Genomic DNA, 19,701 nt, shown 5'->3' on the forward strand with positions numbered 1-19,701 from the left:
CCACCCCTGACAGCGGCGCGGAAGAGGCGTTGGATGAATGCCATGAAGAAGCTCATCAACGCGCCGGACGATGTGGTCGCCGAGTCGCTCCGCGGGTTCGAGGCGGCGTACCCGGGTCGGGTCCGGGTCGACCACGCGATGGCGACGGTCTACCGCGCCGAGAAGCCGCTGCTGGGCACCGTCGGCCTGGTCTCCGGCGGCGGGTCAGGGCACGAACCGCTGCATGCCGGCTACGTCGGCCACGGCATGCTGTCGGCGGCCTGTTGCGGGCAGATCTTCACCTCCCCGGTGCCCGACCAGGTGCTGGCCGCGACCCGGCAGGTCGACGCCGGGGCGGGGGTGCTGCACCTGGTGAAGAACTACACCGGCGACGTGATGAACTTCGAGATGGCCGCGGAGATGGCCGCCGACGAGGGCGGCACCGAGATCGCGACGGTCGTCCTCGACGACGACGTGGCGGTGCAGGACTCCACCTGGACCGCCGGGCGGCGCGGCACCGGCGCCACCGTGTTCGCCGAGAAGCTGGCCGGCGCGGCCGCCGAGGAGGGCCGCTCGCTGGCCGAGGTCGCCGCGATCGCCCGGCGGGTGAACGAGAACGCCCGCAGCATGGGCATGGCGCTCGCCCCGTGCACCCCGCCGAGTGCCGGCCGGCCGAACTTCACCCTCGCCGAGGACGAGATGGAGCTGGGCGTCGGCATCCACGGTGAGCCCGGCCGGGCCACCGTCCCGCTCGCCCCCGCGGCCGAGATCGCCGAGCAGCTCCTCACCCCGGTGCTCGCCGACCTGCCGTTCTCCCGCGGCGACGAGGTGCTGGCGCTGGTCAACGGCATGGGCGCCACCCCGCTGCTCGAGCTCTACCTGATGTACGGCGAGGTGCAGCGCATCCTGCAGGCCCACGGCATCAGGGTCGTCCGGCCGCTGGTCGGCAACCACATCACCTCCCTCGACATGGCCGGCTGCTCGGTCACCCTGCTGCGCGCCGACGACGAGCTGGTCGGGCTCTGGGACGCCCCGGTGGACACGCCGGCCCTCCGGTGGGGGCGGTGACGACGATGGACACCGGCACCACGCCGACCGACAGCACGCTGACCGTCGCCGGGCTGACGGCCTGGCTGCGGGCGTACGCCACTCTGATCACCCGGCACGAGGACGAGCTGACCGAACTCGATGCCGCCATCGGCGACGCGGACCACGGCACCAACATGGCCCGCGGCATGAAATCGGTCACCGCCCTGCTCGCGGACCGGACCTTCGAGACCCTCGACGCCCTCGCCAAGCAGACCGGGATGGCCCTGGTGAGTTCGGTCGGTGGCGCCAGCGGCCCGCTGTACGGGACGTTCTGGATCCGGTTCGCCCGGCCGCTCGCCGGCCTGGCGGAGGCCGATGCCGAGGAACTGGGCCGGGCCCTGCACGCCGCCGTCGAGGGCGTACGCCAACGGGGCAAGGCGGAGGCGGGCGACAAGACGATGCTCGACGCCCTGCTGCCGGCCCTCGACGCGTACGACACGGCGCTCGCCGAGGGCGCGGGTCTCAGCACCGCACTGGCCCGGGCAGCGGACGCCGCCGAGGCCGGATGCGCCGCCACCATCCCGTTGGTCGCCCACAAGGGCCGGGCGAGCTATCTCGGCGAGCGCAGCGCCGGCCACCAGGACCCGGGCGCCACCAGCGCCGCGCTGCTGCTGCGCGCCGCGACCCGCTGACCGATGATCGGGATCGTGGTCGTGTCGCACAGCCGCCGCCTCGCCGAGGCGGCGGTGGCGCTGGCCACCACAACGGTGCCGTCCGCGGCGCGACCGGTGATCGCCGTCGCTGCGGGCATCACCGGCCGAGACGGCACCGGGGCGTACGGCACCGACGCGGCCGCTGTCGCCGAGGCGATCGGGACAGCCGACTCACCCGACGGGGTGCTGGTGCTGATGGACATCGGGTCCTCGGTGCTGAGCGCCCAGCTGGCGGTGGAGTTCCTCGACGAGGACCTCGCCGCGCGGGTGGGGCTGTGCTCGGCGCCCGTGGTCGAGGGCCTGATCGCCGCGGTGGTGACCGCTTCCGGCGGTGCGCCGCTCGGCGCCGTGGCCGCCGAGGCACGAGCCGGACTTCGCGCCAAGGAGGAGTTGATCGGCGACACCGGACCGGCCGGCGCACCGCCCGGGTCGACGGGGTCCCCGCTCCCCACCGCCGGGACTGCGCCGACCGCTCCGACCATCGCAACCCTCGAGGTGGCGCTGACCAGCCCGGCCGGGTGGCATCTGCGCCCGGCGGCGCGACTGGCCGGGCTGGTGCAGGAGTACGACGCCGAGGTGAGCATCGCCGATCCCGCCCGAGGCAGCGGGCCGGTCGACGCCGCCAGCCTCACCGACCTGCTGCTGCTCGACGCGGCGAACGGTGACCGCCTCCGGGTGACGGCCACCGGCCCCCGGGCCGGCGACGCGATCGGAGCGATCGCCCGGCTGGCCGCGACGGGCTTCGGGGACCTCGCACCCTAGGGCGGGGCACTTTCGGGTCGTCCTGACGAGACCGGACCGTACGACGCCGCTCTCCCCAGACAACTCGTGCAGCCGAGGCGGCTCGAGGCCGTGCGTGTCGCGGCGGCCGCTGTGGGTCGCCGCCGCGACGCGTCCTCCCGTACCGGTCAGGAAGTCAAGCGTTCGCCGCAGGAGCCCTGTCAGGCTCCTGCGCGGTGCCGGCGGCGCGCCTGCGGCTTCGATGGGCGCGGAGGTTCGCGACATTGCCGCAGGTGCGTGTCGAGTGCCATACACCGCTGTTGTTGCGCGAGCGGTCGAAGAACGACGCCGCGCAGGTCGTGTTGCGGCACACCTTGAGCCGGGGCCATGCACCCGATCGCTGCGCCTCGAGGATCTCGATGGCCACCAGAGAGGCGACCACGTGCCAGTCACGGCCGACCGGCAGCAGCGAGGCCACCCCGCCGCCATCCACGTCGACAACGGCAGGCTCGCTCCACCTGGCAGTGACGTCCACGGGCCCCGGGGCATCGGACGTGTCACGCGCATACAGGACGCCGCGAAGATCGTCACGCAGGTCACGCAGACGATGAACACCAGAATCCGAAAGCTCGACGGTGGGCGCGTCAACGGCCCTTTGTTCCGCCCACTCCTCAAGCGCGTCTCGCAACCATCCCTCGGCACTGGCGGTGGCCTCAAGCAGGTCGGACCTCGTGCCGATCGGCGCAGTGTTGAGCAGATCCTGCACGAACGCCAGCGGCCCCGGCGCCGCTGAAAGCTGAAGACGTTCCGTCGCCATCCACCCCATGATCAATCCCCCATCTTCCCGACGTCCACCCAGGCTCGGCGAAAGAGCCATGAGTCTATAGCAGGTTTCACAATCGAAGGAAGACGGAACCGTGCCCACAACGGTGGAGACCATCACCTTCGTGGCGAACCCTGACGCCGTGGGGATTCTTGTGGCTGGCTGCGTGATCAACCGGCGCGATCCGCGCTGGAACGGCCGACAAGGCCGAGGCCGCCGGGCCGTGGGTGCCGCTCATCGCCAGCGGCGGTGACGAGGACCGGGACGCCTGCCACCCCTTCTGCGGGCTTCCGTGGGCTGGTGGCGGGCAGCTCGTCCTGGTTGCACAGGAGGCCGACGACCAGCAGGTAGTGGTCGGGGAGGCTGGTGCCGTCGCTCCACAGGGTGGGCTGGTCGAACAGCACTCGCATTGTCGCGTCCACGTCTCCACCCATCGATTCGAGGGAGTGGACGAGTTGGTCGGGGATCCGGCAGGGCGATCCGTCGCGGCGGGTGCACGTCGGGCACAGGCCGCATTCACCGGCGCCGAGCGGAATCGACCCCGGCAGTGCCCGGTGCAGGGCCATCATGCTGCGATGCGCGCGCCGCTTCTCACGACGGAACATGGCCATCACGTCACTGACCAACCGATCGTGGTCCAGGTCGGTGCGCGGCTGGTCGGCGGTGAACTCCATCCTGAAAGCCACCAGGTGCAGCCACCGGAAGCGCGCCCAGACCCCGACCGGGTCGAAGTCGAATGGTGGGCACGACCAGTTCCGGCCGTAGGCGGGGCACTCGCGGCAGAAGGCGTGGAAGCGGGGAACGTCGACGAAGTCCCGCAGATATTCCTCGACCGCGACCTGCCGGTACGTCTCACTGACAACATAGTGGAGCACGACACCACCCTTTCCTCCACCCTGACCAGGGCTCCTGGGCGCCGGGACGCCGATGCCGGTTCGGGCAGCACCTGCGGGTCAGTCACTGCAGACCATCCTAGCTTCGAAATTCGAATCGAGAGGGGCAGTCGTGTGGGTACGCCGCCCGTCCTCGACGAACCAGCACCTACTCCGACGCCCTCTCCGCCGGCCGGCTGAGCACCACCTCGGACGGATCGACCGCCACCCCGGCGTCGTCGACGAACCGCACCCGCACCCGCACCCCATCCGAGGCACGCCGGTACGCCACGTACGGGCCACCCTCGAGCGGCTGATGAGCGTCACTCCACGCGCTCAATGCCCCCATCACCAGCACCACGTCCCGCCCAGCGTCGGTGAGCACGTACTCGTCGCGGGTCCGCTCCCCGTCCAGTCGGTACGGGCGGCGCTCCAGCAATCCGGCGTCCACCAGCTCTCCCAGCCGTGTGCTCAACGCCTCCGTAGGCACGCCGATCCGGTGGAAGTCCGCGAACCGCGTCCGCCCGCGCAGCGCCTCGCGCAGGATCAGCAGCGCCCACTTCTGCCCCAGAACCCCCAGGCTGCGGGCGATCGAACACCGGCTGTTGACCGGCAATCCCATCGGATCCATGCCCGCGATCCTAACCGCCACGCGGCGGACACGAACCTACTGTGTTCGGAAACCGAAGTTGGAGGTGACTCGACCGCGCTGCTCCGGCCTCGACGGGAATGCGACAGTGCCCTGGCGCACCAGCTCGCCCATCAGCTCCACGAAGCGGCCCGGGTCCTCGACGTGGAATCCGTGCCCGGTGTCGACGCGGACGATCCTGCAGTCGGTGAGGAGTCCGCAGGCCCGGGCGGCGTCATCGTCGGTCATCGCGCCCTCGAGGATGCCGGCATCGGTGATCCGCCAGTTCGCGTGGACCAGGATCGTCGGCTGGTGGATGCGTTCGAGTGTTGCGGCCTGGTCAAAGCCCTGCTGCCAGCCGAAGGTGAAGAAGGCGTCGGCGAACGCCGGATCGAACTCGTGCAGGTGGGCGTACGACTCGTTCGTCCTCGGGGGCAGGAACCACAGCGTCAGGGGCTCGTCGGGATGGTCGCGACGATAGCGCTGGGCGTACGAGACAATGCCGTCCCGGCCGCCCCCGAAGTAGCCGATCCACGCATTGTGAGCGATGTAGTAGCTGGTGAAATCCGGCTCGGCGTCCTGGTGGAGGAACTCATGCGCCGGGGTGGCGAGGTCGATGTAGTTGAACGTCGTGGGCGCCCGATCGGGATCGGTGGAGAAGAACGGCGGATCCTCGAAGAGCACGGCGGCCACCCGGTCGGGTGCCTCGGCGGCCACCCGGGCCGCGACCAGACCTCCCGAGGAATGGCCCGAGAGGATCACCGGTTCGCCGATGACCTCGGCGATGAAGTCGACGACATCCCGGCCCAGTGCGGCCACGTCGTATCGCCCCGGCGTCCGATCGGACGTTCCGTGTCCGGGGACGTCGAGCGCGTACACGTGGAAGTGGTCGGCGAGACCGGGCAGCACCGGGTCGTAGCTCTGCCAGGCCGAGCCCTGGGCGTGCAGCAACAGCACGGCGGGTCCGTTGTCGGGTCCCTCGACGAAGGTCAGCCGGGTGCCGCTCGGCAGGACGTGGCTCGCCTCGACATATCCGGCCTTCCGGACCCGCGCGGCTTCCCGTGCGGCGTACGTCGTGTTGTTCCACGCGTACCACCCCACGGCACCGCCGCCCACGAGGACGACGGCGGCGCCGGCGGCCAGAACCGTGAGGAGCACCCGGGTCCTCCTTCTCCCCTGACCTCGTGTCGTCCGGCGACCGGAATCACTCATGGGACATGTATATCATGCAAATCATGCACGACGAGGAGACAGCTGATGATCGTACGCAGGCCCCCGGCCCGGGGACGGACAGGCCTGCGGTGGACGGACCCGAGGGACGGAAATTCTATGGCGCGGTCACCGTGGGTGAGCGTGGCCAGATCGTCATCCCCGCCCGGGCCCGCCGCGACCACGGGATCACCGCCGGCGACAAACTGATCGTCCTCGGGAGCGCCGAAGGCCTCGCACTGATGGGCGTCGACGCGCTGATGGATGCGCTCAGCGCGTCGACCACACTCCTGGACGCCCTTCGTGGCGACCCCAACCTGCACGGGGACCAGCCGTAGGCCCGGTAATTGCGGTCACCGGCTGACGCAGGATCGTCCGCAGCTTGCTGGGCTCGGTCCTCCGGACGTCGCTGAGGAGAAGCCCACCTCCACCCCCACCTCTCTTGTGAGATGGGTCACATCGACCTAGCGTGGAGAAAGGCGGATTCCGTCCTGGAGGAGGACCTCATGAAGGCGAAACTCTTCGGTGCAGCGGCGGCGTTGTCCGCCGTGCTGCTGGCCCTGGCCGGTTGCGGCACGAGCGGTGGCGGCTCGGGCGGGTACGGGACGGGTGGGTACGGGACCACCGCGCCCACGAGCCCGTCCCCGAGCGCCACGACCTCCGCCGCCGCGACGGTGTCCGGTCTGAGGACCGGACAGTCCAGCCTCGGCACGATCGTGGTCAGCGACACGGGCATGACCGTCTACCAGTTCACCAACGACGTGCGGGACTCCGGCAGGAGCAACTGCACCGGTGGCTGCCTCGCGGCCTGGCCGCCCGTGCTCACCACCCAGGACACCCCGACCCTCCAGGGCGTCACCGGGACGGTGGGCACCATCACCACCCCGCAGGGCGCCAAGCAGGTCACCCTCAACGGGCTGCCGCTCTACTACTGGGCCTCGGACACCGCCCCCGGTGACGTCACCGGACAGGGGGTGCAGGGCGTCTGGTACGTCGTCGCACCCGACGGTTCCATGATCAAGCAGCCCTGACAGCGGCCCTCCGCAGGAACTCCCCGGCGCGACGGGCCTCAGCGCTGCAGATACGCCAGCACCGCCAGCACACGGCGGTTGTCGTCATCGGAGGAGACCAGGTCGAGTTTCGCGAAGATGTTCGCGATGTGCTTGCCGACGGCCTTCTCGGTGATCGACATGGCGTCCCCGATCGCCGCGTTCGAACGGCCCTGGGCCATGTGCTCGAGCACTTCGCGCTCGCGCGGGGTCAGCGCGGCGAGCGGCGCACCGCGGCGGCGGAGCAGCTGGCTGACCACTTCCGGGTCCATCACCGTGCCACCGGCGGCGACCTGTCGCACCGACGTGATGAATTGCGCGACGTTCGCCACCCGATCCTTGAGCAGATAGCCGATGGCCCCCTCCTCGGAGGCGAGCAGCTCACGGGCGTACAGCTGCTCGACGTACTGGCTCAGCACCAGGACGGGCAGCCCCGGGCGCCGGCGCCGGGCCTGAACGGCCGCCCGCAGTCCCTCGTCGGTGCCGGTCGGCGGGAGACGGACGTCCAGGATCGCCACGTCGATGTCGGGGCGCTGGAGGGCGCGGACCAGCGAGGGCTCGTCCGCCACGGCTTCCACGACCTCGATATCGTGGGCCTCGAGCAGCTGGATCAGGCCGGCCCGGAGGAGGGCATGGTCTTCGGCGACAAGGGCTCGCACGGCATCTCCATGGTCACGAGGGTCGGCCCACCCGGTGGGCTGCTCACCGTCAGTGTCCCATCGAAGGCGGCCAGCCGGCGGCGCATGCCACTGAGCCCGCCGCCACCGTCGGGATGGGCACCGCCCCGCCCCTCGTCCCGGACGATCGCCCGCAGGGTGCCGGGCGCCAACTCGAGCAGGATGTCCCCCCGTGAGGCCCCGGAGTGCTTCACGACGTTGGCCAGCGCCTCGGAGATGACGAAGTACGCACAGGCCTCCACCGGGGCGGGCAGGCGTACGGCTTCGTCGGCACCGAAACCGGCGGCACGGACGTCGATCTCCAGCGGCAGGTCGAGGGCGAGGGCCCGGACCGCGCCGACCAGCCCGCGGTCGGCCAGCACCGGGGGATGGATCCCGTGGACGAGGCGCCGCAGATCCTGCAGGGTCGCCGTCACCGACCCCTGGGCCTCGGCGAGCAACTGGCGGGCGCGCTCCGGCCGCGCATCGACCAGTTCCTCGGCCAGCCCGATGGTCAGCCCCAGGCTCACCAGGCGCACCTGGACCCCGTCGTGCAGGTCGCGTTCGATCCGGCGGATCTCCTGGGCGGCGGAGTCCACGCTGTCGGCCCGGCTGCTGGTCAGCTGGGCGACCCGGCTGCTCAGCACCGAGGTGCGCGACGGGCCGAGCAGACCGGCCGCGATCGCGGCCCAGGTCCTGACCAGCGGTGGGGTGGCGTACCACCACGCGGCGACGAGCCCGACCGCGACGAGCCAACCGGACCCCCCGAGAACCCACCAGGATCCCACCGCCGCACCCGACGGGGTCAGCGCCATCAGGGGCGACAGGACGGCCGCCGCGGCGCCGATGAGGAAGACCGGCGGAAGCAGCACCAGGGCCAGTCCGGCGGTGGCGTTCACCCCGATCCACAGCAGGTCGCGCCAGGTGGCCTCGTCGGTCACCACCTCGCGGACGACCACGAAGAAGCCGCGATGCTGCCCCGCCGGGCGGTACGGCCGCGCCACCTGCCTGCCGAGCACATAGCCGGCTCCGTACCGGTGCGCGTCGAGGAGCCGGCGCCCGACCCAGGTGGCGCCGATCAGCAGCGGGATGCCCACCCACAGCACGGTGAGCGGCAGGCTGACCAGGGTCACCGCTGCCGGGACCAGACAGACCACCGACAGCACTGCGGCGATCAGTGCCACCAGGGTCAATTGCAGTCGCCGTTTCACCCTGCCATTGTCCCGTCACGTCCCCGTCCCGTGTCGTACGCAGGGACATAGGGGTGCCAGCACCCCTATGAATCCGGGTCCTGCCCCCAGTGTCCGCCGCGGCTCGGACACGGAGACTCGAAGCATGACGACATATCTGGAAGCGGCGGCATCGGCCGAGGAGACCCCGAACGGGGAGCGGCGGACCGGGCAGAGCTCCTTCCGCCCGCTGATCAAGCGGATCAAGGCCCGTGGCCTGATGGGCGGTGCCACCCGCTTCTACGTGGTCACCGGCATCGCCCTCGTGCTGGCCACCGCGGCCATCGTGGCAGGCATGGTCCTGCTCGCGGGCAGCTGGTGGGCCCTGCTGCTGGCCCCGCTCCTGGCCGTGGTCTGGGGACAGGTCAGCTTCATCGCGCATGACGCCGGCCACAAACAACTGCCCGGTCCGCGCTCCCTGAGCCATCGGGTCGGACTGTTCGCGGCCAATGTCGTGCTCGGCGTCAGCTTCGGCTACTGGAACGACAAGCACGACCGCCACCACGCCAACCCGAACCACGAGGGTCTCGACCCCGACGTCGCCGAGGGCGTCATCACCTGGTCGGAACGCCAGCAGGCGAAGAAGACCGGTCTCGGCCTGTGGATGGCGCGTCATCAGGCCGGCCTGTTCTTCCCCCTGCTCACCTTCCAGGGGTGGCTGCTCCAGCTCGAGGGCATCAGGTGGCTGCAGCGTCGTCCGCGCGGCACCCGGTGGGTCGAGGCACTGCTGCTGACCCTGCACTACGTGCTCTACGTCGGACTGCTGCTGTGGCTCTTCTCCCCGCTGCAGGCCCTCGCCTTCCTGGCGATCCAGCAGGGCATCTGGGGCTTCATGCTGGCCTCGGTCTTCGCCCCGAACCACAAGGGCATGGAGATGCTCGACGTCAACGACGACGAGAAGCTCGACCACCTCCAGAAGCAGGTCCCGACCTCCCGCAACATCATCGGTTCGCCGCTGGTGGACTTCTTCATGGGCGGGCTGAACTACCAGATCGAACACCACCTGTTCCCGTCGATGCCGCGGTCGCATCTGAAGGACGCCCAGCCGATCGTCGAGGAGTACTGCCACGAGATCGGCCTGCCGTACGTCAAGGTCGGGATGATCGACTCGTACGCCCAGATCCTGCGCTACCTGCACGCCGTCGGCAACGGGCAGCCGGCCGAGCGGCTCGTCTGAGACGGTCGGATCTGAGACGGTCGTGGGTCGTCTTCGGCGGCCCCGCAGCGCACGGTCGCCGCGGGGCCGCCATCAGTCCGTCGCCGTCATGACGGCGACGGCACCACGCAGACCAGACACGGCGCCTCGCGTACCACCCGGTCGGCCGTCGACCCGAGGACGGCCCGTACGAAACCCCCGTGCCCGCGCGAGCCGATCACCAGCACCCGGACCGGCTGTCGCCGCGCCAGCGCCACCAGGGCGTCGACAGCGGTGTCACCGGTCAGCGCCAGGAGTTCGGTGTCCGGCACCCCGAGGGCGGTGGCCGCGGACACCAGGATCTCCTCCGCCTCCTCCGCGCGGCGACGTTCGGCCATCTCCTCGAAGGCCCCCTCGGCGGCGATCCTCCGCGGGGCCGTCACCGTGGCCACCGCGACGGGCAGGTCGCGGGCCAGCAGCGGCACCACCGTGGCACCGGCCCGCACCGCACGCTCCGAGCCGTCCACACAGACCACCACCGGACCGGCCGGCGCCACCGGCACCTCCTCGCCACCCACCAGGACCGGGCACGGTGCGTGACGCAGCAGATGGGCGGAGACCGACCCGAGCACGACCCGAGCGGCACCCCCGAGCCCACGGGTGCCGGCGACGACGAGGCTCGCCCCGACGGCCGCCAGATGGTCGACCACGGCCGGACCGGGTGAGCCCAACAGCACGTGGGCCGATGCGGGGTCGAGGCCGAGTCTCTCGGCGGTCTGCACCGCGATCTCCCGGCCGGCGTCGAGGGCCCGCCTGCGGGCGGCGACCGGGTCCGCGGCGACGACGCCGGCGGCGAACGACGTGGCGGGCATCGGCCCCGGCATCCCGGGATCGAGAACCACGTCCGACACCACCGTCACGATCTGGACCGACCACCGCCCCCGGTCGAGCAGGGACAGTCCCGCCGCGATCGCGTCCCGCGAGATCATCGATCCATCGGTGCAGCAGACCACGATGTCGCTCATGTCGACCTCCTCGTCGCACGGTTCCTGCCGACCACGGTAGCGCCGCCCGGACTCCGGCATGCCGGAGTCGGCGGAGTCACCCCGGAGGTGCGCCGTCCCGTCCCGCGGGACAAATCAATCGACTATTCCTATATCTTTAGTCGTAGATTGACTCAGCTTATATCTGGCTCCTAGGGTCGAGCCATCGACGACGACCCCTCCGTGGGTCCTCCGCGATGAGGACCGCCCGGTCCTCGTCCGCCACCGTCCGACCTACCGACCCACCTGGCCCCCAGCCTGTCGAGGAGCGACATGAGCACGACCCTGTCCGAACTCGCGTCCGCGCCGCCCGCGCCCATCCCATCGGCCGACGGAGGCCCGGGCGGGGCTACGGGCGACCGGCCCGCCCGCCCGGCCGCCCTGTCCACCCGCGGGCGGAGGCGGCTCGGCCGTCTCACCCCGCCTCGCTGGCTGAGCCTGGTGGCGATCCTCGCCGTCTGGCAGATCGCAGGCTCCACCGGCGTGCTCCCGGCGGACGTCCTCGCCTCGCCGGCCACGATCGCGGTGACCGCCTGGCACCTGCTGGTCACCGGTCAACTGGTCGACGCCCTGCGGGTCTCCCTCGGCCGGGTCGGGCTCGGGCTGGTCGCCGGCCTGCTGGCCGGCACCGTGTTCGGGCTGCTCACCGGTCTGTCCCGCTGGGGCGACGCCCTGCTCGACCCGCCCCTGCAGGCCCTGCGGACACTGCCCCACCTGGGGCTGGTGCCGCTGTTCATCCTCTGGTTCGGGATCGGGGAGTTCCCCAAGGTACTGCTCATCGCGCTGGGCGTGATGTTCCCGATCTACCTGAACCTGCACAGCGCGGTCCGCGGTGTCGACCGGGCGCTGCTCGAGGTGGCCGCGGTCAACGGGCTCGGCCGGTGGGGCACGCTCCGCGAGGTCGTGTTCCCGTCGGTCACCGCGCCGATGCTGGTGGCGCTGCGCCAGGCCCTCGCCATCTCCTGGCTCACCCTGATCGTCTCCGAGCAGGTCAACGCCAACGCCGGGCTCGGCTACATGATCAACAACGCCCGCGACTTCCTGCAGACCGACGTCATCGTGGTCGGACTGGTCGTGTACGCCGCGCTCGGCCTGATCTCCGACGCGATCGTCCGGGCCGCCGAGCATCGCATCCTCGCCTGGCGCGCCGGGACGGTGCTGCGATGAGCACCATCAGCCCCGCCGACCCGATCACCACCGGCCCGATCACCACCGATCCGATCACCATCTCGCTGCGCTCCCTCACCCGACGGTACGGCGACACCACCGTCCTGGACGGTCTGGACCTCGACATCCGGCCCGGCGAGTTCGTCGCCCTCCTCGGCCGCTCCGGCTCCGGCAAGTCCACCCTGCTGCGCGCCGTGGCCGGCCTCGACCCGGAGGCGACCGGCGACATCCAGGTCACCGGCGCGGCCTCGGTCGCCTTCCAGCAGCCGCGACTGCTGCCCTGGCGTCGGGTCTGGCAGAACGTCGTGCTGGGGCTGCCCCGCGCCACCGCCACCCGGGAACGGGCCGAAGCCGCCCTGACCGAGGTCGACCTGGCCGGGTACGCAGACCGCTGGCCCGCCACGCTGTCCGGTGGGCAGGCCCAACGCGTCTCGCTGGCCCGTGCTCTGGTCCGGGAACCTGCACTGCTGCTGCTCGACGAGCCGTTCGGGGCTCTGGACGCCCTCACCCGGTTGGCCATGCACGACGTGCTGGAGGAGCTGTGGCGCCGCCACGGGTTCGCCGTCCTGTTGGTCACCCACGACGTGGACGAGGCCGTACGCCTCGCCGACCGCCTCCTCGTGCTGCGCGACGGACACATCCATGCCGACCAGCACAATCCGACCGAACGGCCCCGCACCCGCGGGGCGACCGCCGACCTGCGCGAGCAGGTCCTCATCCACCTGGGAGTGACCCACCATGACTGACCGGAACCGACGACGCCTCCGCACCCGCGGCCCGCTGGCCCTCGCGGCCCTGCTGCTGAGCGCGCTGCTCGCCGCCTGCAGCGGGGCGCAGGCCACCACGAGCCAGAGCACGGCCGCGACGCCGGGACCGGTGAGCTCCGCCGACCTGGCGAAGGTCACCCTCAAGGTCGGCGACCAGAAGGCGGGGCTCCAGGCCCTCCTCAAGGCCGCCGGCCAGGACAAGGACCTGCCCTACGCGATCGAGTGGTCCACCTTCACCTCCGGACCGCCGCTGCTGGAGGCCGCCGCCTCCGGCGCCATCGACGTCGGCACGGTCGGCAACACGCCCCCGATCTTCGCCGGCGCGGCGAAGTCACCGGTGTCGATCGTCTCGGCCAGCCGCTACGACGGCAAGGGCGACGCGATCCTGGTGCGCAAGGACTCCCCTGCCACGACGCTGAACGACCTCAAGGGCAAGACCATCGCGGTGGCCAAGGGCAGCAGCGCCCACGGTCACCTGCTGCTGGCGCTCAATCAGGCCGGTCTCAGGCCGAGCGATGTGAACATCTCGTACGTGGCGCCCTCGGACGGCTACGCGGCGCTGAAGAACGGTGCCGCCGACGCCTGGGTGGTGTGGGATCCGTACACCGCGGCGGCGGAGCAGGAGATCGGTGCCCGCATCCTGCTGAGCGGTGAGGGACTCGTCAACGGCCTGGGGTTCCAGGTGGCCTCGAACAAGTCGCTCGCCGATGCCGGCACGAACGCCGCCATCCAGGACATCGTGGTGCGGACGGCCAAGGCGTACCAGTGGTCGGCCACTCACCAGGACGAGTGGGCGAAGGTCTACAGCGCAGAGACCTGCCTGAGCCTGGCCGCCACCACGGTGCAGGCCCAGCGCTCGGTCAAGCACCCGATCACCCTCGACCAGGATGTCATCAGCAGCTCCCAGAAGCTCACCGACGCCCTGGCGGCCGGCGGGTTCATCCCCTCCTCGTTCGACTTCGGCACTCTCGTCGACCATCGCTACGACGCGGCCGTCGCGGCCGCCATCGGAAAGGCCTGAGCACATGTCCATCAGCCTCCATTGGTTCCTCACCTCCAGCGGCGACATCCGCCCGGTCCCCCGCGCCGCCGCGAACGCCCACGGCGTCTTCCCCAGCGCGGGCGGCACCGCGGGGATCCCCGGCGAACGGCCCGCCGGCTTCCGTGAGCCCGACATCGAGTACCTGGCCCAGCAGGCCCGTGCCGCCGATGCCCTCGGCTTCACCGCGGTGCTCACCCCCACCGGGACGGTCTGCGAGGACGCCTGGCTCACCGCCGCAGCTCTGGCCCGGGAGACCGAACGGCTCAAGTTCCTGGTGGCGTTCCGGCCCGGCCTGATGTCGCCCACCCTGTCGGCGCAGATGGCCGCGACCCTGCAGCGCCAGTCCCGCGGCCGGCTGCTGCTCAACGTCGTGACCGGCGACGACCACGAACAGCCGCGGTTCGGCGACTGGCTGTCCAAGGACGAGCGTTACGCCCGTACGGACGAGTTCCTCGAGATCGTCAAGGGCGTCTGGTCCGGCGAACCGTACGACTTCGAGGGCGAGCACTACCGGATCCGCGACGCCGGCATCCTGGCCGCCCCCGACCCGGTGCCGCCGCTCTATTTCGGCGGGTCCAGCGACGCCGCCCTGCCGGTCGCCGGGCGGCACGCCGACGTCTACCTCACCTGGGGCGAACCGCCGGCCCAGGCGAAGGAGAAGATCGACCGGGTCCGGGCCGAGGCGGAGCGGGCGGGGCGGGGCGACCGGATCCGGTTCGGCATCCGCTTCCACGTCTTCACCCGGGACACCTCAGCGGACGCCTGGGCGGAGGCCCGGCGTTTCCTCGACGCGCTCGACCCGGCTGACATCCGGCGCACCCAGGAGCTGCTGCGCCGCAACACCTCGGTGGGCCAGCAGCGGATGTTGGCGCTGCACGGCGACAGCAAGGACGACAACCTGGAGATCCATCCCAACGTGTGGGCAGGGATCGGCCTGGCCCGCGGACACGCCGGCACCGCCCTGGTCGGCAGCCACGAAGAGGTGGCCGACCGGATCGAGGAGTATCACCAGATCGGCATCGACGAGTTCATCTTCTCGGGCTACCCGAACCTGGAGGAGTCGTACTGGTTCGGCGAGAACGTCCTCCCGCTGCTGCGCCGGCGCGGACTGTTGGATGCCGCTCCGGACGACCTGCGGGCCCTGGCGGACGTCCGGTCCTGAGGTCGGTCACGGGCGACCGGCGTCACCGGCGTCACCACCCGAGGCCGGAGCCGGCCCTGGCCGGTCATCGGTCATCGGTTACCGATGGGACCGCGTGCGGCCGCAGGACAACAGGCCCGGGTGAGCGGGACGGGGGCGCTCACCCGGGCCTGTTGTTGTGCGAGTGACCGCGTCGATCCCATCGACAGACCTCTGAGCGCGCCGTACGTTGGACTCATCCGCGGCTCCGGCGCCCGGCCGGAGCATTCCCTGCCTGGAGGCACCATGGACGCGTCCTTCCCCGCCACCGCCGGCACCCCCGCGGTCCCGGCGACCATGCGGGCGTTCGGCTTCGCGCGGTACGGCGGGCCCGACGTCCTCGAGTACTACACGGCCCCGGTCCCGACGCCCGGACCGGGTCAACTGCTGGTGAGAGTGCTCGCCAGCGGCCTGAACCCGGCCGACATCAAGGTCCGGGCCGGCAAACGGGCCGGAGTGTTCGACGTGACGTTCCCGATGGCGATGGGCCGCGAGCTCTCCGGCACCGTGGTCGCCCGGGGCGCAGAGGTCACGGGCTTCGCGGTGGGCGACGCCGTCTTCGGCAGTCCCAGCGCCGGCGTCGGGAGCCTCGCGGAGTACACCGTGCTCGACGCAGCGGCGACGGTCCCCGTCCCGCCGTCGTTGTCCGCGGTCCAGGCGGCATGTGTCCCGGTGGCGGTGGGCACCGCACTGGACGTCCTCGACCACCTCTACCTCGCCCCCGGCGACGTCTTCGTCGTCATCGGGGCGGGCGGCGGCGTCGGGTCTGCCGCCTGCCAGCTCGCGGTCTCCCGGGGCGCGCGGGTGATCGGCGTCGCCTCGGAGGGAAAGCACGACCTGGTCGCCGGCCTGGGCGCCCGGCCGGTGGCCAGCGGTGACGGCTGGGTCGACCGGGTCCGCGCCGAGGCCGGCGGGCCCGTGGTCGCACTGCTCGACATGGTCGGCGGCGATGTGCTCCACGAGGCACTCGATCTGGGCAGCGAGGAGACCCAGGTGGTCAGCATCGCCGACCCTGTCCAGGCCGGAAAGGCGGGCGGCGGTGGCGTCACCCGGCGGAGGACCCGCGAGGCGTACGCCACCGCTGCCCGCCTTGTCGTCGACGGGGCGGTGCGACCGTTGATCCGCACCGAGCCGTTCTCCCGCGCCGCCGAGGCGTACGCCGAGATCGAGCGCGGCCATGTCGGCGGCAAGATCGTCGTGACGTTCGACGCCGAGTGAGCGTACGGGCCGCGCCGAGTGGCTGGCGGCCGACGCCGCGCGAGCGTACGGCCCGATCAGCGCCCGCGCGTCATGCCAGGTCGGAAACCGACTCCGCGCCGGCCCGGGCGACCAGTTCGGCGCCGGTCGCCCGCACAGCATCGCTGTAGCGGGCCACGAATCCGGCCGGATCCACCAGTCGCATCTGCTCATTCATGTCGCCCTGGCCGAAGCTCAGGCGCAGGCCCGGCTCGACCTCGACGAGCTCAGCCCCCAGGTTGGTGATGATCTCCGAGATCTGCTTGAAGGCACGAGCGCCGCCGCGGGCGCCGTAGCTTGCCACCGCGAACGGCTTGCCGACCCACTCGTTGGCGAGGGCGTCCAGGGCGTTCTTCACGCCGGCCGGGTACCCGCCGTTGTACTCCGGGGTGACCAACACGACCGCATCCGCGGCGGTGACGCGCTGCGACCAGGCCTTGGTGCTGGGCTGCTGGTACTGACCCATCCGCGGGTGCCACGGCTCGGCGTCCAGCGGGATGGAGATCTCGGCGAGATCGGCCAGGTCGACCACGACCTCGGGATCCTCGGACAGCCCGAGGGCGATCGCGTCGCTGATGCCGCGGCCGTTTCGCGCCTGACGGGTGCTGCCGGAGATGACCAGGATGGTGGTGGGCATGAAGGCTCCTTGACGATTGTTGACTCTTGAACCACCACCTCAACCGCCCTCCGCCACCCTCTATTCCCGACTCCCCCAGGTCGCGGAACAACCTCCTCGGAACGTACGCCCACGTTCCCGCGGGAACGCCCCGGGCATCGGGAAGGCCCGCCGGGTTCGCTTGCGTACGCCCACGTTCCCGCGGGAACGCCACACGGCCGCCACGTCGGAACGCACCGGTGTCGACAACCGGCACGCGCGTACCCCTGCGTTCCCGCGGGAACGCCTGCCGGACCGGACGGACGTTCCTCGGGGCAGGCGTCGTGCGCACCGGTCTCGGCGAACGGTCGGCGTCGCAGTCGCGAGCGAATCCGCCAACCGCGCACGCACAAGCATCCGTGGCCTGCCGCGCCGCGCCTGTCGGCGCTCGATGTCCGTGCGGGTCACTCCTGGCGGTCGCGGATCGGTCCGGACCAGGTAGGCCGGCCCAGCCACGCGCGGGGGTCTGTCGGCGCACGTCATGGGGGATCGGACCGAGGTGGTCGCGTGGCTGGTGGACTGGTCGCCTGTGGGTTGACGTGAGGTGGCTCTCATCCCTGTGGATAAGTCGTTCAGGGGCTTGTTGTGGCCCGTCTGTGCGACAGGCTGTGCGGAGCGCGAGTCGAGGGGGATGAGACGTGGCGTCGAGACGTGTCTGCGGGTTGATGGTGGCGTGGGTGGTGGTCGGTGCGGCCGGCTTGTTGGCTGGTTGTGGTGGTGGGCCTGGGGTGGCGCCGATTCCGACGCCGTCGTATTCCTGTTCTCCGGATCCCGCAGGTACTCCGTGCACGGCGGAGTTGGCTGCGGCGCAGGCTGAGGAGGCCAAGGCGTACGAGGAGGCGATCTTCGCCTATCAGGAATTCACCAAGGAGCGGAACCGACTTCTTCACGCAGGGGGTAGTCCTGTTTCGACGCCGACGATGGAGCGTTACGCCACGGGGCCCTATCTGGAAGCCATGGCGGGTGACCTGAAGCTTGTGTATGACAATGATCTGAAGTCGACAGGGGACATCGAAGTGCGCGGCTATGGGCTCGAGAAGTATGAGCCCGAGCGGCTGGAACTCTATCTCTGTGAAGACGCGACTGCCGTGCGGCTGATTCGTGCTGACGGTCGGCAGGCCTCGTCTGGGCTCAAGGGGAAACTGCGGGTAGTCGCGGCCGGGCCGGCCGGTGAGCGCAGGATCGAAGACACCGTGCAGGAGGGGGAGTCGGAATGTCCATGAAGCCGGTTCTTGCCATCACGATCGGAATTGCGTTCGCGGTCCTCGGAACAGCGCCCGCGGTTGCCGCTTCCCGGCCGGATTACACAGGTGCAAGGGTCGTCGCGGGCGGTGACTCGGCGGCGGGGACTCTCACTGGCCAAGGACGTCCCGAACCTGAGTCGGCAGGTTCCTCGTCCTCAGGGTGGAGGTCGGTTGTTCGGTGGCGGGCGGGTGTTGATCCGTCGTCGGTGTCGGGGGAGGAGTTGCGTCGGCGGATGTTGGAGCATCAGCGGGCGTATTTGGGGTTGACGGATTCGTCGGATTATCGGTGGAGCAATCTGGTTCCGTTGGATCCGCCGTCGGTGGGGGTGGTGGATCCGGCGGTGCTGGCGCGGGAGGCGTCGGCGATGTTGCGGTTGCCGGGTCAGGTGGTGCGGGTGGGGCCGGATCCGTCGTTGAATGAGTGGAACATGCTGGCGGTGGGGTTTCCGGTCTGGTTGTGGTGGGAGGGGGAGGGCACGACGAGTCGGACGGTCTCTCTGGACGGGGTGACGTTGGAGATGGTTGCTCGTCGTCAGTCGTCGTCGTTCGAGATGGGGGATGGGACGACGGTGACGTGTGGGGTGTCGACGCCGTGGGTGGCGGGGGCGCGGCCGCCGGGGTCTCCGTCGCCGACGTGTGGACACGTCTATACGGAGCGGGGTGACTACACGATCAGGGCGACTCATCATTGGCAGTTGTCCTGGACGGCGATGGGCCGGTCGGGGGTGTTGCCGATGTCGAACACGTCGTCGGCCGAGCTCGAGGTCGGGGAGTTGGCCGCCGTGATCGTCGAACGCTGACGACACTCCCCTAGCCGCCCACCAGCCCGGCCAGGTGGCGGCCGGTGCGTCCGAATGGCGTGCCCGAGGCTCCCCCGTGCACGCGGACGATACTCAGGCCGTGGGATGCGAGCGCGTCCCGGCACGAGGCCTCTCCGTGCACGCGGACGTTTACCTACTCGATCACGTTTCCAGGCGGTCTGCCGGGCAGTCGATAGGTTGCGCCTGGGCGTTGCCCTCAGGGCGCCCTGCCGGCATTTGCGGGGCAGAATTGCGGAGCGGGCCGGCACCCTGTTCAGGGTGTCGGCCCGCTCTGTCACACCACCCGTAGGGGTGGTGTGTGTTGTCCGGCGATGTCCTAGTCTCCCACACACTCCCGTGTGCAGTACCATCGGCGCTGGAAGGCTTGACTTCCGGGTTCGGAATGTGACCGGGTATTTCCCTTCCGCCATGATCACCGTAACACTGTCGAAACAGCAACAACACTATTCAACTGTCCCCCACCCGCCCAGACGGGCCGGGGTGGGGTTCGGGAACCGTGTTTGT

The 19,701-nt window shown here is 70.7% G+C and carries 21 protein-coding genes and 1 rRNA gene; 13 read left to right on the top strand and 9 right to left on the bottom strand.

The window, feature by feature from the left end; all coding sequences use genetic code 11:
* Nucleotides 1–42 precede the first annotated feature (42 nt).
* Genes dhaK through R0146_RS03465 form a run of 3 tightly spaced genes read left to right on the top strand, consistent with a single transcriptional unit; the run spans nt 43 to nt 2,483 of the window.
* Nucleotides 43–1,047, top strand: a complete 1,005-nt coding sequence (gene dhaK, locus R0146_RS03455; RefSeq protein ID WP_317691466.1) for a dihydroxyacetone kinase subunit DhaK — start codon at nt 43–45, stop codon at nt 1,045–1,047.
* A 5-nt stretch (nt 1,048–1,052) separates the two neighbouring features.
* On the top strand, nt 1,053–1,700 hold the full coding sequence (gene dhaL, locus R0146_RS03460; protein WP_317692326.1) for a dihydroxyacetone kinase subunit DhaL: 648 nt from the start codon (nt 1,053–1,055) through the stop codon (nt 1,698–1,700).
* 15 nt (nt 1,701–1,715) lie between these two features.
* Complete coding sequence (locus R0146_RS03465) at nt 1,716–2,483, top strand: PTS sugar transporter subunit IIA domain-containing protein (protein WP_317691467.1); 768 nt, start codon at nt 1,716–1,718, stop codon at nt 2,481–2,483.
* 154 nt (nt 2,484–2,637) lie between these two features.
* On the opposite strand, the gene R0146_RS03470 is transcribed toward R0146_RS03465, so the two are convergent.
* The 4 genes from R0146_RS03470 to R0146_RS03485 all read right to left on the bottom strand — a co-directional run bounded on the left by R0146_RS03470 (nt 2,638) and on the right by R0146_RS03485 (nt 5,922).
* Complete coding sequence (locus tag R0146_RS03470) at nt 2,638–3,258, bottom strand: CGNR zinc finger domain-containing protein (RefSeq protein WP_317691468.1); 621 nt, start codon at nt 3,256–3,258, stop codon at nt 2,638–2,640.
* A 176-nt stretch (nt 3,259–3,434) separates the two neighbouring features.
* Nucleotides 3,435–4,139: a DUF2284 domain-containing protein gene (locus R0146_RS03475; RefSeq protein WP_317691469.1), complete on the bottom strand. Its 705-nt coding sequence runs from the start codon at nt 4,137–4,139 to the stop codon at nt 3,435–3,437.
* A 166-nt stretch (nt 4,140–4,305) separates the two neighbouring features.
* Nucleotides 4,306–4,767 (bottom strand): winged helix-turn-helix transcriptional regulator, encoded by a 462-nt coding sequence (locus R0146_RS03480; RefSeq protein WP_317691470.1) that lies wholly within the window; start codon nt 4,765–4,767, stop codon nt 4,306–4,308.
* A 36-nt stretch (nt 4,768–4,803) separates the two neighbouring features.
* Entirely contained in the window at nt 4,804–5,922 is a 1,119-nt protein-coding gene (locus R0146_RS03485; protein WP_317691471.1) for an alpha/beta hydrolase, read from the bottom strand.
* A gap of 77 nt (nt 5,923–5,999) precedes the next feature.
* Between R0146_RS03485 and R0146_RS03490 the strand changes: the two genes are divergently transcribed.
* A complete protein-coding gene (locus tag R0146_RS03490; protein ID WP_317691472.1) occupies nt 6,000–6,311 on the top strand; it encodes an AbrB/MazE/SpoVT family DNA-binding domain-containing protein in 312 nt (103 codons plus the stop codon).
* A 168-nt stretch (nt 6,312–6,479) separates the two neighbouring features.
* Nucleotides 6,480–7,004: a COG4315 family predicted lipoprotein gene (locus R0146_RS03495; RefSeq protein WP_317691473.1), complete on the top strand. Its 525-nt coding sequence runs from the start codon at nt 6,480–6,482 to the stop codon at nt 7,002–7,004.
* A gap of 38 nt (nt 7,005–7,042) precedes the next feature.
* Here the strand turns inward: R0146_RS03495 and R0146_RS03500 are convergent, their stop codons facing one another.
* Both R0146_RS03500 and R0146_RS03505 read right to left on the bottom strand, forming a co-directional pair.
* Nucleotides 7,043–7,681, bottom strand: coding sequence for a response regulator (locus tag R0146_RS03500; RefSeq protein WP_317691474.1), 639 nt, complete (start codon nt 7,679–7,681; stop codon nt 7,043–7,045).
* The gene (locus R0146_RS03505) at nt 7,633–8,889 is read right to left on the bottom strand and encodes a sensor histidine kinase (RefSeq protein ID WP_317691475.1); all 1,257 of its coding nucleotides are present in this window, start codon (nt 8,887–8,889) and stop codon (nt 7,633–7,635) included. The genes R0146_RS03500 and R0146_RS03505 overlap by 49 nt, the downstream gene beginning before the upstream one ends.
* Nucleotides 8,890–9,013: 124 nt before the next feature.
* Here R0146_RS03505 and R0146_RS03510 point away from each other — a divergent pair, with 124 nt between their 5' ends.
* The gene (locus R0146_RS03510) at nt 9,014–10,084 is read left to right on the top strand and encodes a fatty acid desaturase family protein (RefSeq protein ID WP_317691476.1); all 1,071 of its coding nucleotides are present in this window, start codon (nt 9,014–9,016) and stop codon (nt 10,082–10,084) included.
* 86 nt (nt 10,085–10,170) lie between these two features.
* On the opposite strand, the gene R0146_RS03515 is transcribed toward R0146_RS03510, so the two are convergent.
* Nucleotides 10,171–11,067: a universal stress protein gene (locus tag R0146_RS03515; RefSeq protein WP_317691477.1), complete on the bottom strand. Its 897-nt coding sequence runs from the start codon at nt 11,065–11,067 to the stop codon at nt 10,171–10,173.
* A gap of 291 nt (nt 11,068–11,358) precedes the next feature.
* Here R0146_RS03515 and R0146_RS03520 point away from each other — a divergent pair, with 291 nt between their 5' ends.
* The 5 genes from R0146_RS03520 (at nt 11,359) to R0146_RS03540 (ending at nt 16,459) form a co-directional block, all read left to right on the top strand.
* Entirely contained in the window at nt 11,359–12,252 is an 894-nt protein-coding gene (locus R0146_RS03520; protein WP_317691478.1) for an ABC transporter permease, read from the top strand.
* Nucleotides 12,249–12,998 carry an ABC transporter ATP-binding protein gene (locus R0146_RS03525; RefSeq protein WP_317691479.1) on the top strand — a complete coding sequence of 250 codons (750 nt, stop codon included), beginning with the start codon at nt 12,249–12,251 and terminating at the stop codon, nt 12,996–12,998. The genes R0146_RS03520 and R0146_RS03525 overlap by 4 nt, the downstream gene beginning before the upstream one ends.
* Nucleotides 12,991–14,040 (top strand): ABC transporter substrate-binding protein, encoded by a 1,050-nt coding sequence (locus R0146_RS03530; RefSeq protein ID WP_317691480.1) that lies wholly within the window; start codon nt 12,991–12,993, stop codon nt 14,038–14,040. The genes R0146_RS03525 and R0146_RS03530 overlap by 8 nt, the downstream gene beginning before the upstream one ends.
* Nucleotides 14,041–14,044: 4 nt before the next feature.
* Entirely contained in the window at nt 14,045–15,223 is a 1,179-nt protein-coding gene (locus tag R0146_RS03535) for an LLM class flavin-dependent oxidoreductase (protein ID WP_317691481.1), read from the top strand.
* 264 nt (nt 15,224–15,487) lie between these two features.
* Nucleotides 15,488–16,459, top strand: a complete 972-nt coding sequence (locus R0146_RS03540) for an NADP-dependent oxidoreductase (RefSeq protein WP_317691482.1) — start codon at nt 15,488–15,490, stop codon at nt 16,457–16,459.
* A 70-nt stretch (nt 16,460–16,529) separates the two neighbouring features.
* On the opposite strand, the gene R0146_RS03545 is transcribed toward R0146_RS03540, so the two are convergent.
* On the bottom strand, nt 16,530–17,114 hold the full coding sequence (locus R0146_RS03545; RefSeq protein WP_317691483.1) for an NADPH-dependent FMN reductase: 585 nt from the start codon (nt 17,112–17,114) through the stop codon (nt 16,530–16,532).
* A 656-nt stretch (nt 17,115–17,770) separates the two neighbouring features.
* Between R0146_RS03545 and R0146_RS03550 the strand changes: the two genes are divergently transcribed.
* Together R0146_RS03550 and R0146_RS03555 are read left to right on the top strand one after the other, a co-directional pair.
* Nucleotides 17,771–18,355 carry a hypothetical protein gene (locus R0146_RS03550; protein WP_317691485.1) on the top strand — a complete coding sequence of 195 codons (585 nt, stop codon included), beginning with the start codon at nt 17,771–17,773 and terminating at the stop codon, nt 18,353–18,355.
* A 254-nt stretch (nt 18,356–18,609) separates the two neighbouring features.
* Complete coding sequence (locus R0146_RS03555; RefSeq protein WP_317691486.1) at nt 18,610–19,176, top strand: hypothetical protein; 567 nt, start codon at nt 18,610–18,612, stop codon at nt 19,174–19,176.
* A 324-nt stretch (nt 19,177–19,500) separates the two neighbouring features.
* Here R0146_RS03555 and rrf read toward each other — a convergent pair.
* Nucleotides 19,501–19,617: ribosomal RNA gene (gene rrf / locus R0146_RS03560) — 5S ribosomal RNA — on the bottom strand.
* Nucleotides 19,618–19,701: the final 84 nt, after the last annotated feature.

The sequence above is a fragment of the Raineyella sp. LH-20 genome (assembly GCF_033110965.1).
GTDB lineage: Bacteria > Actinomycetota > Actinomycetes > Propionibacteriales > Propionibacteriaceae > Raineyella.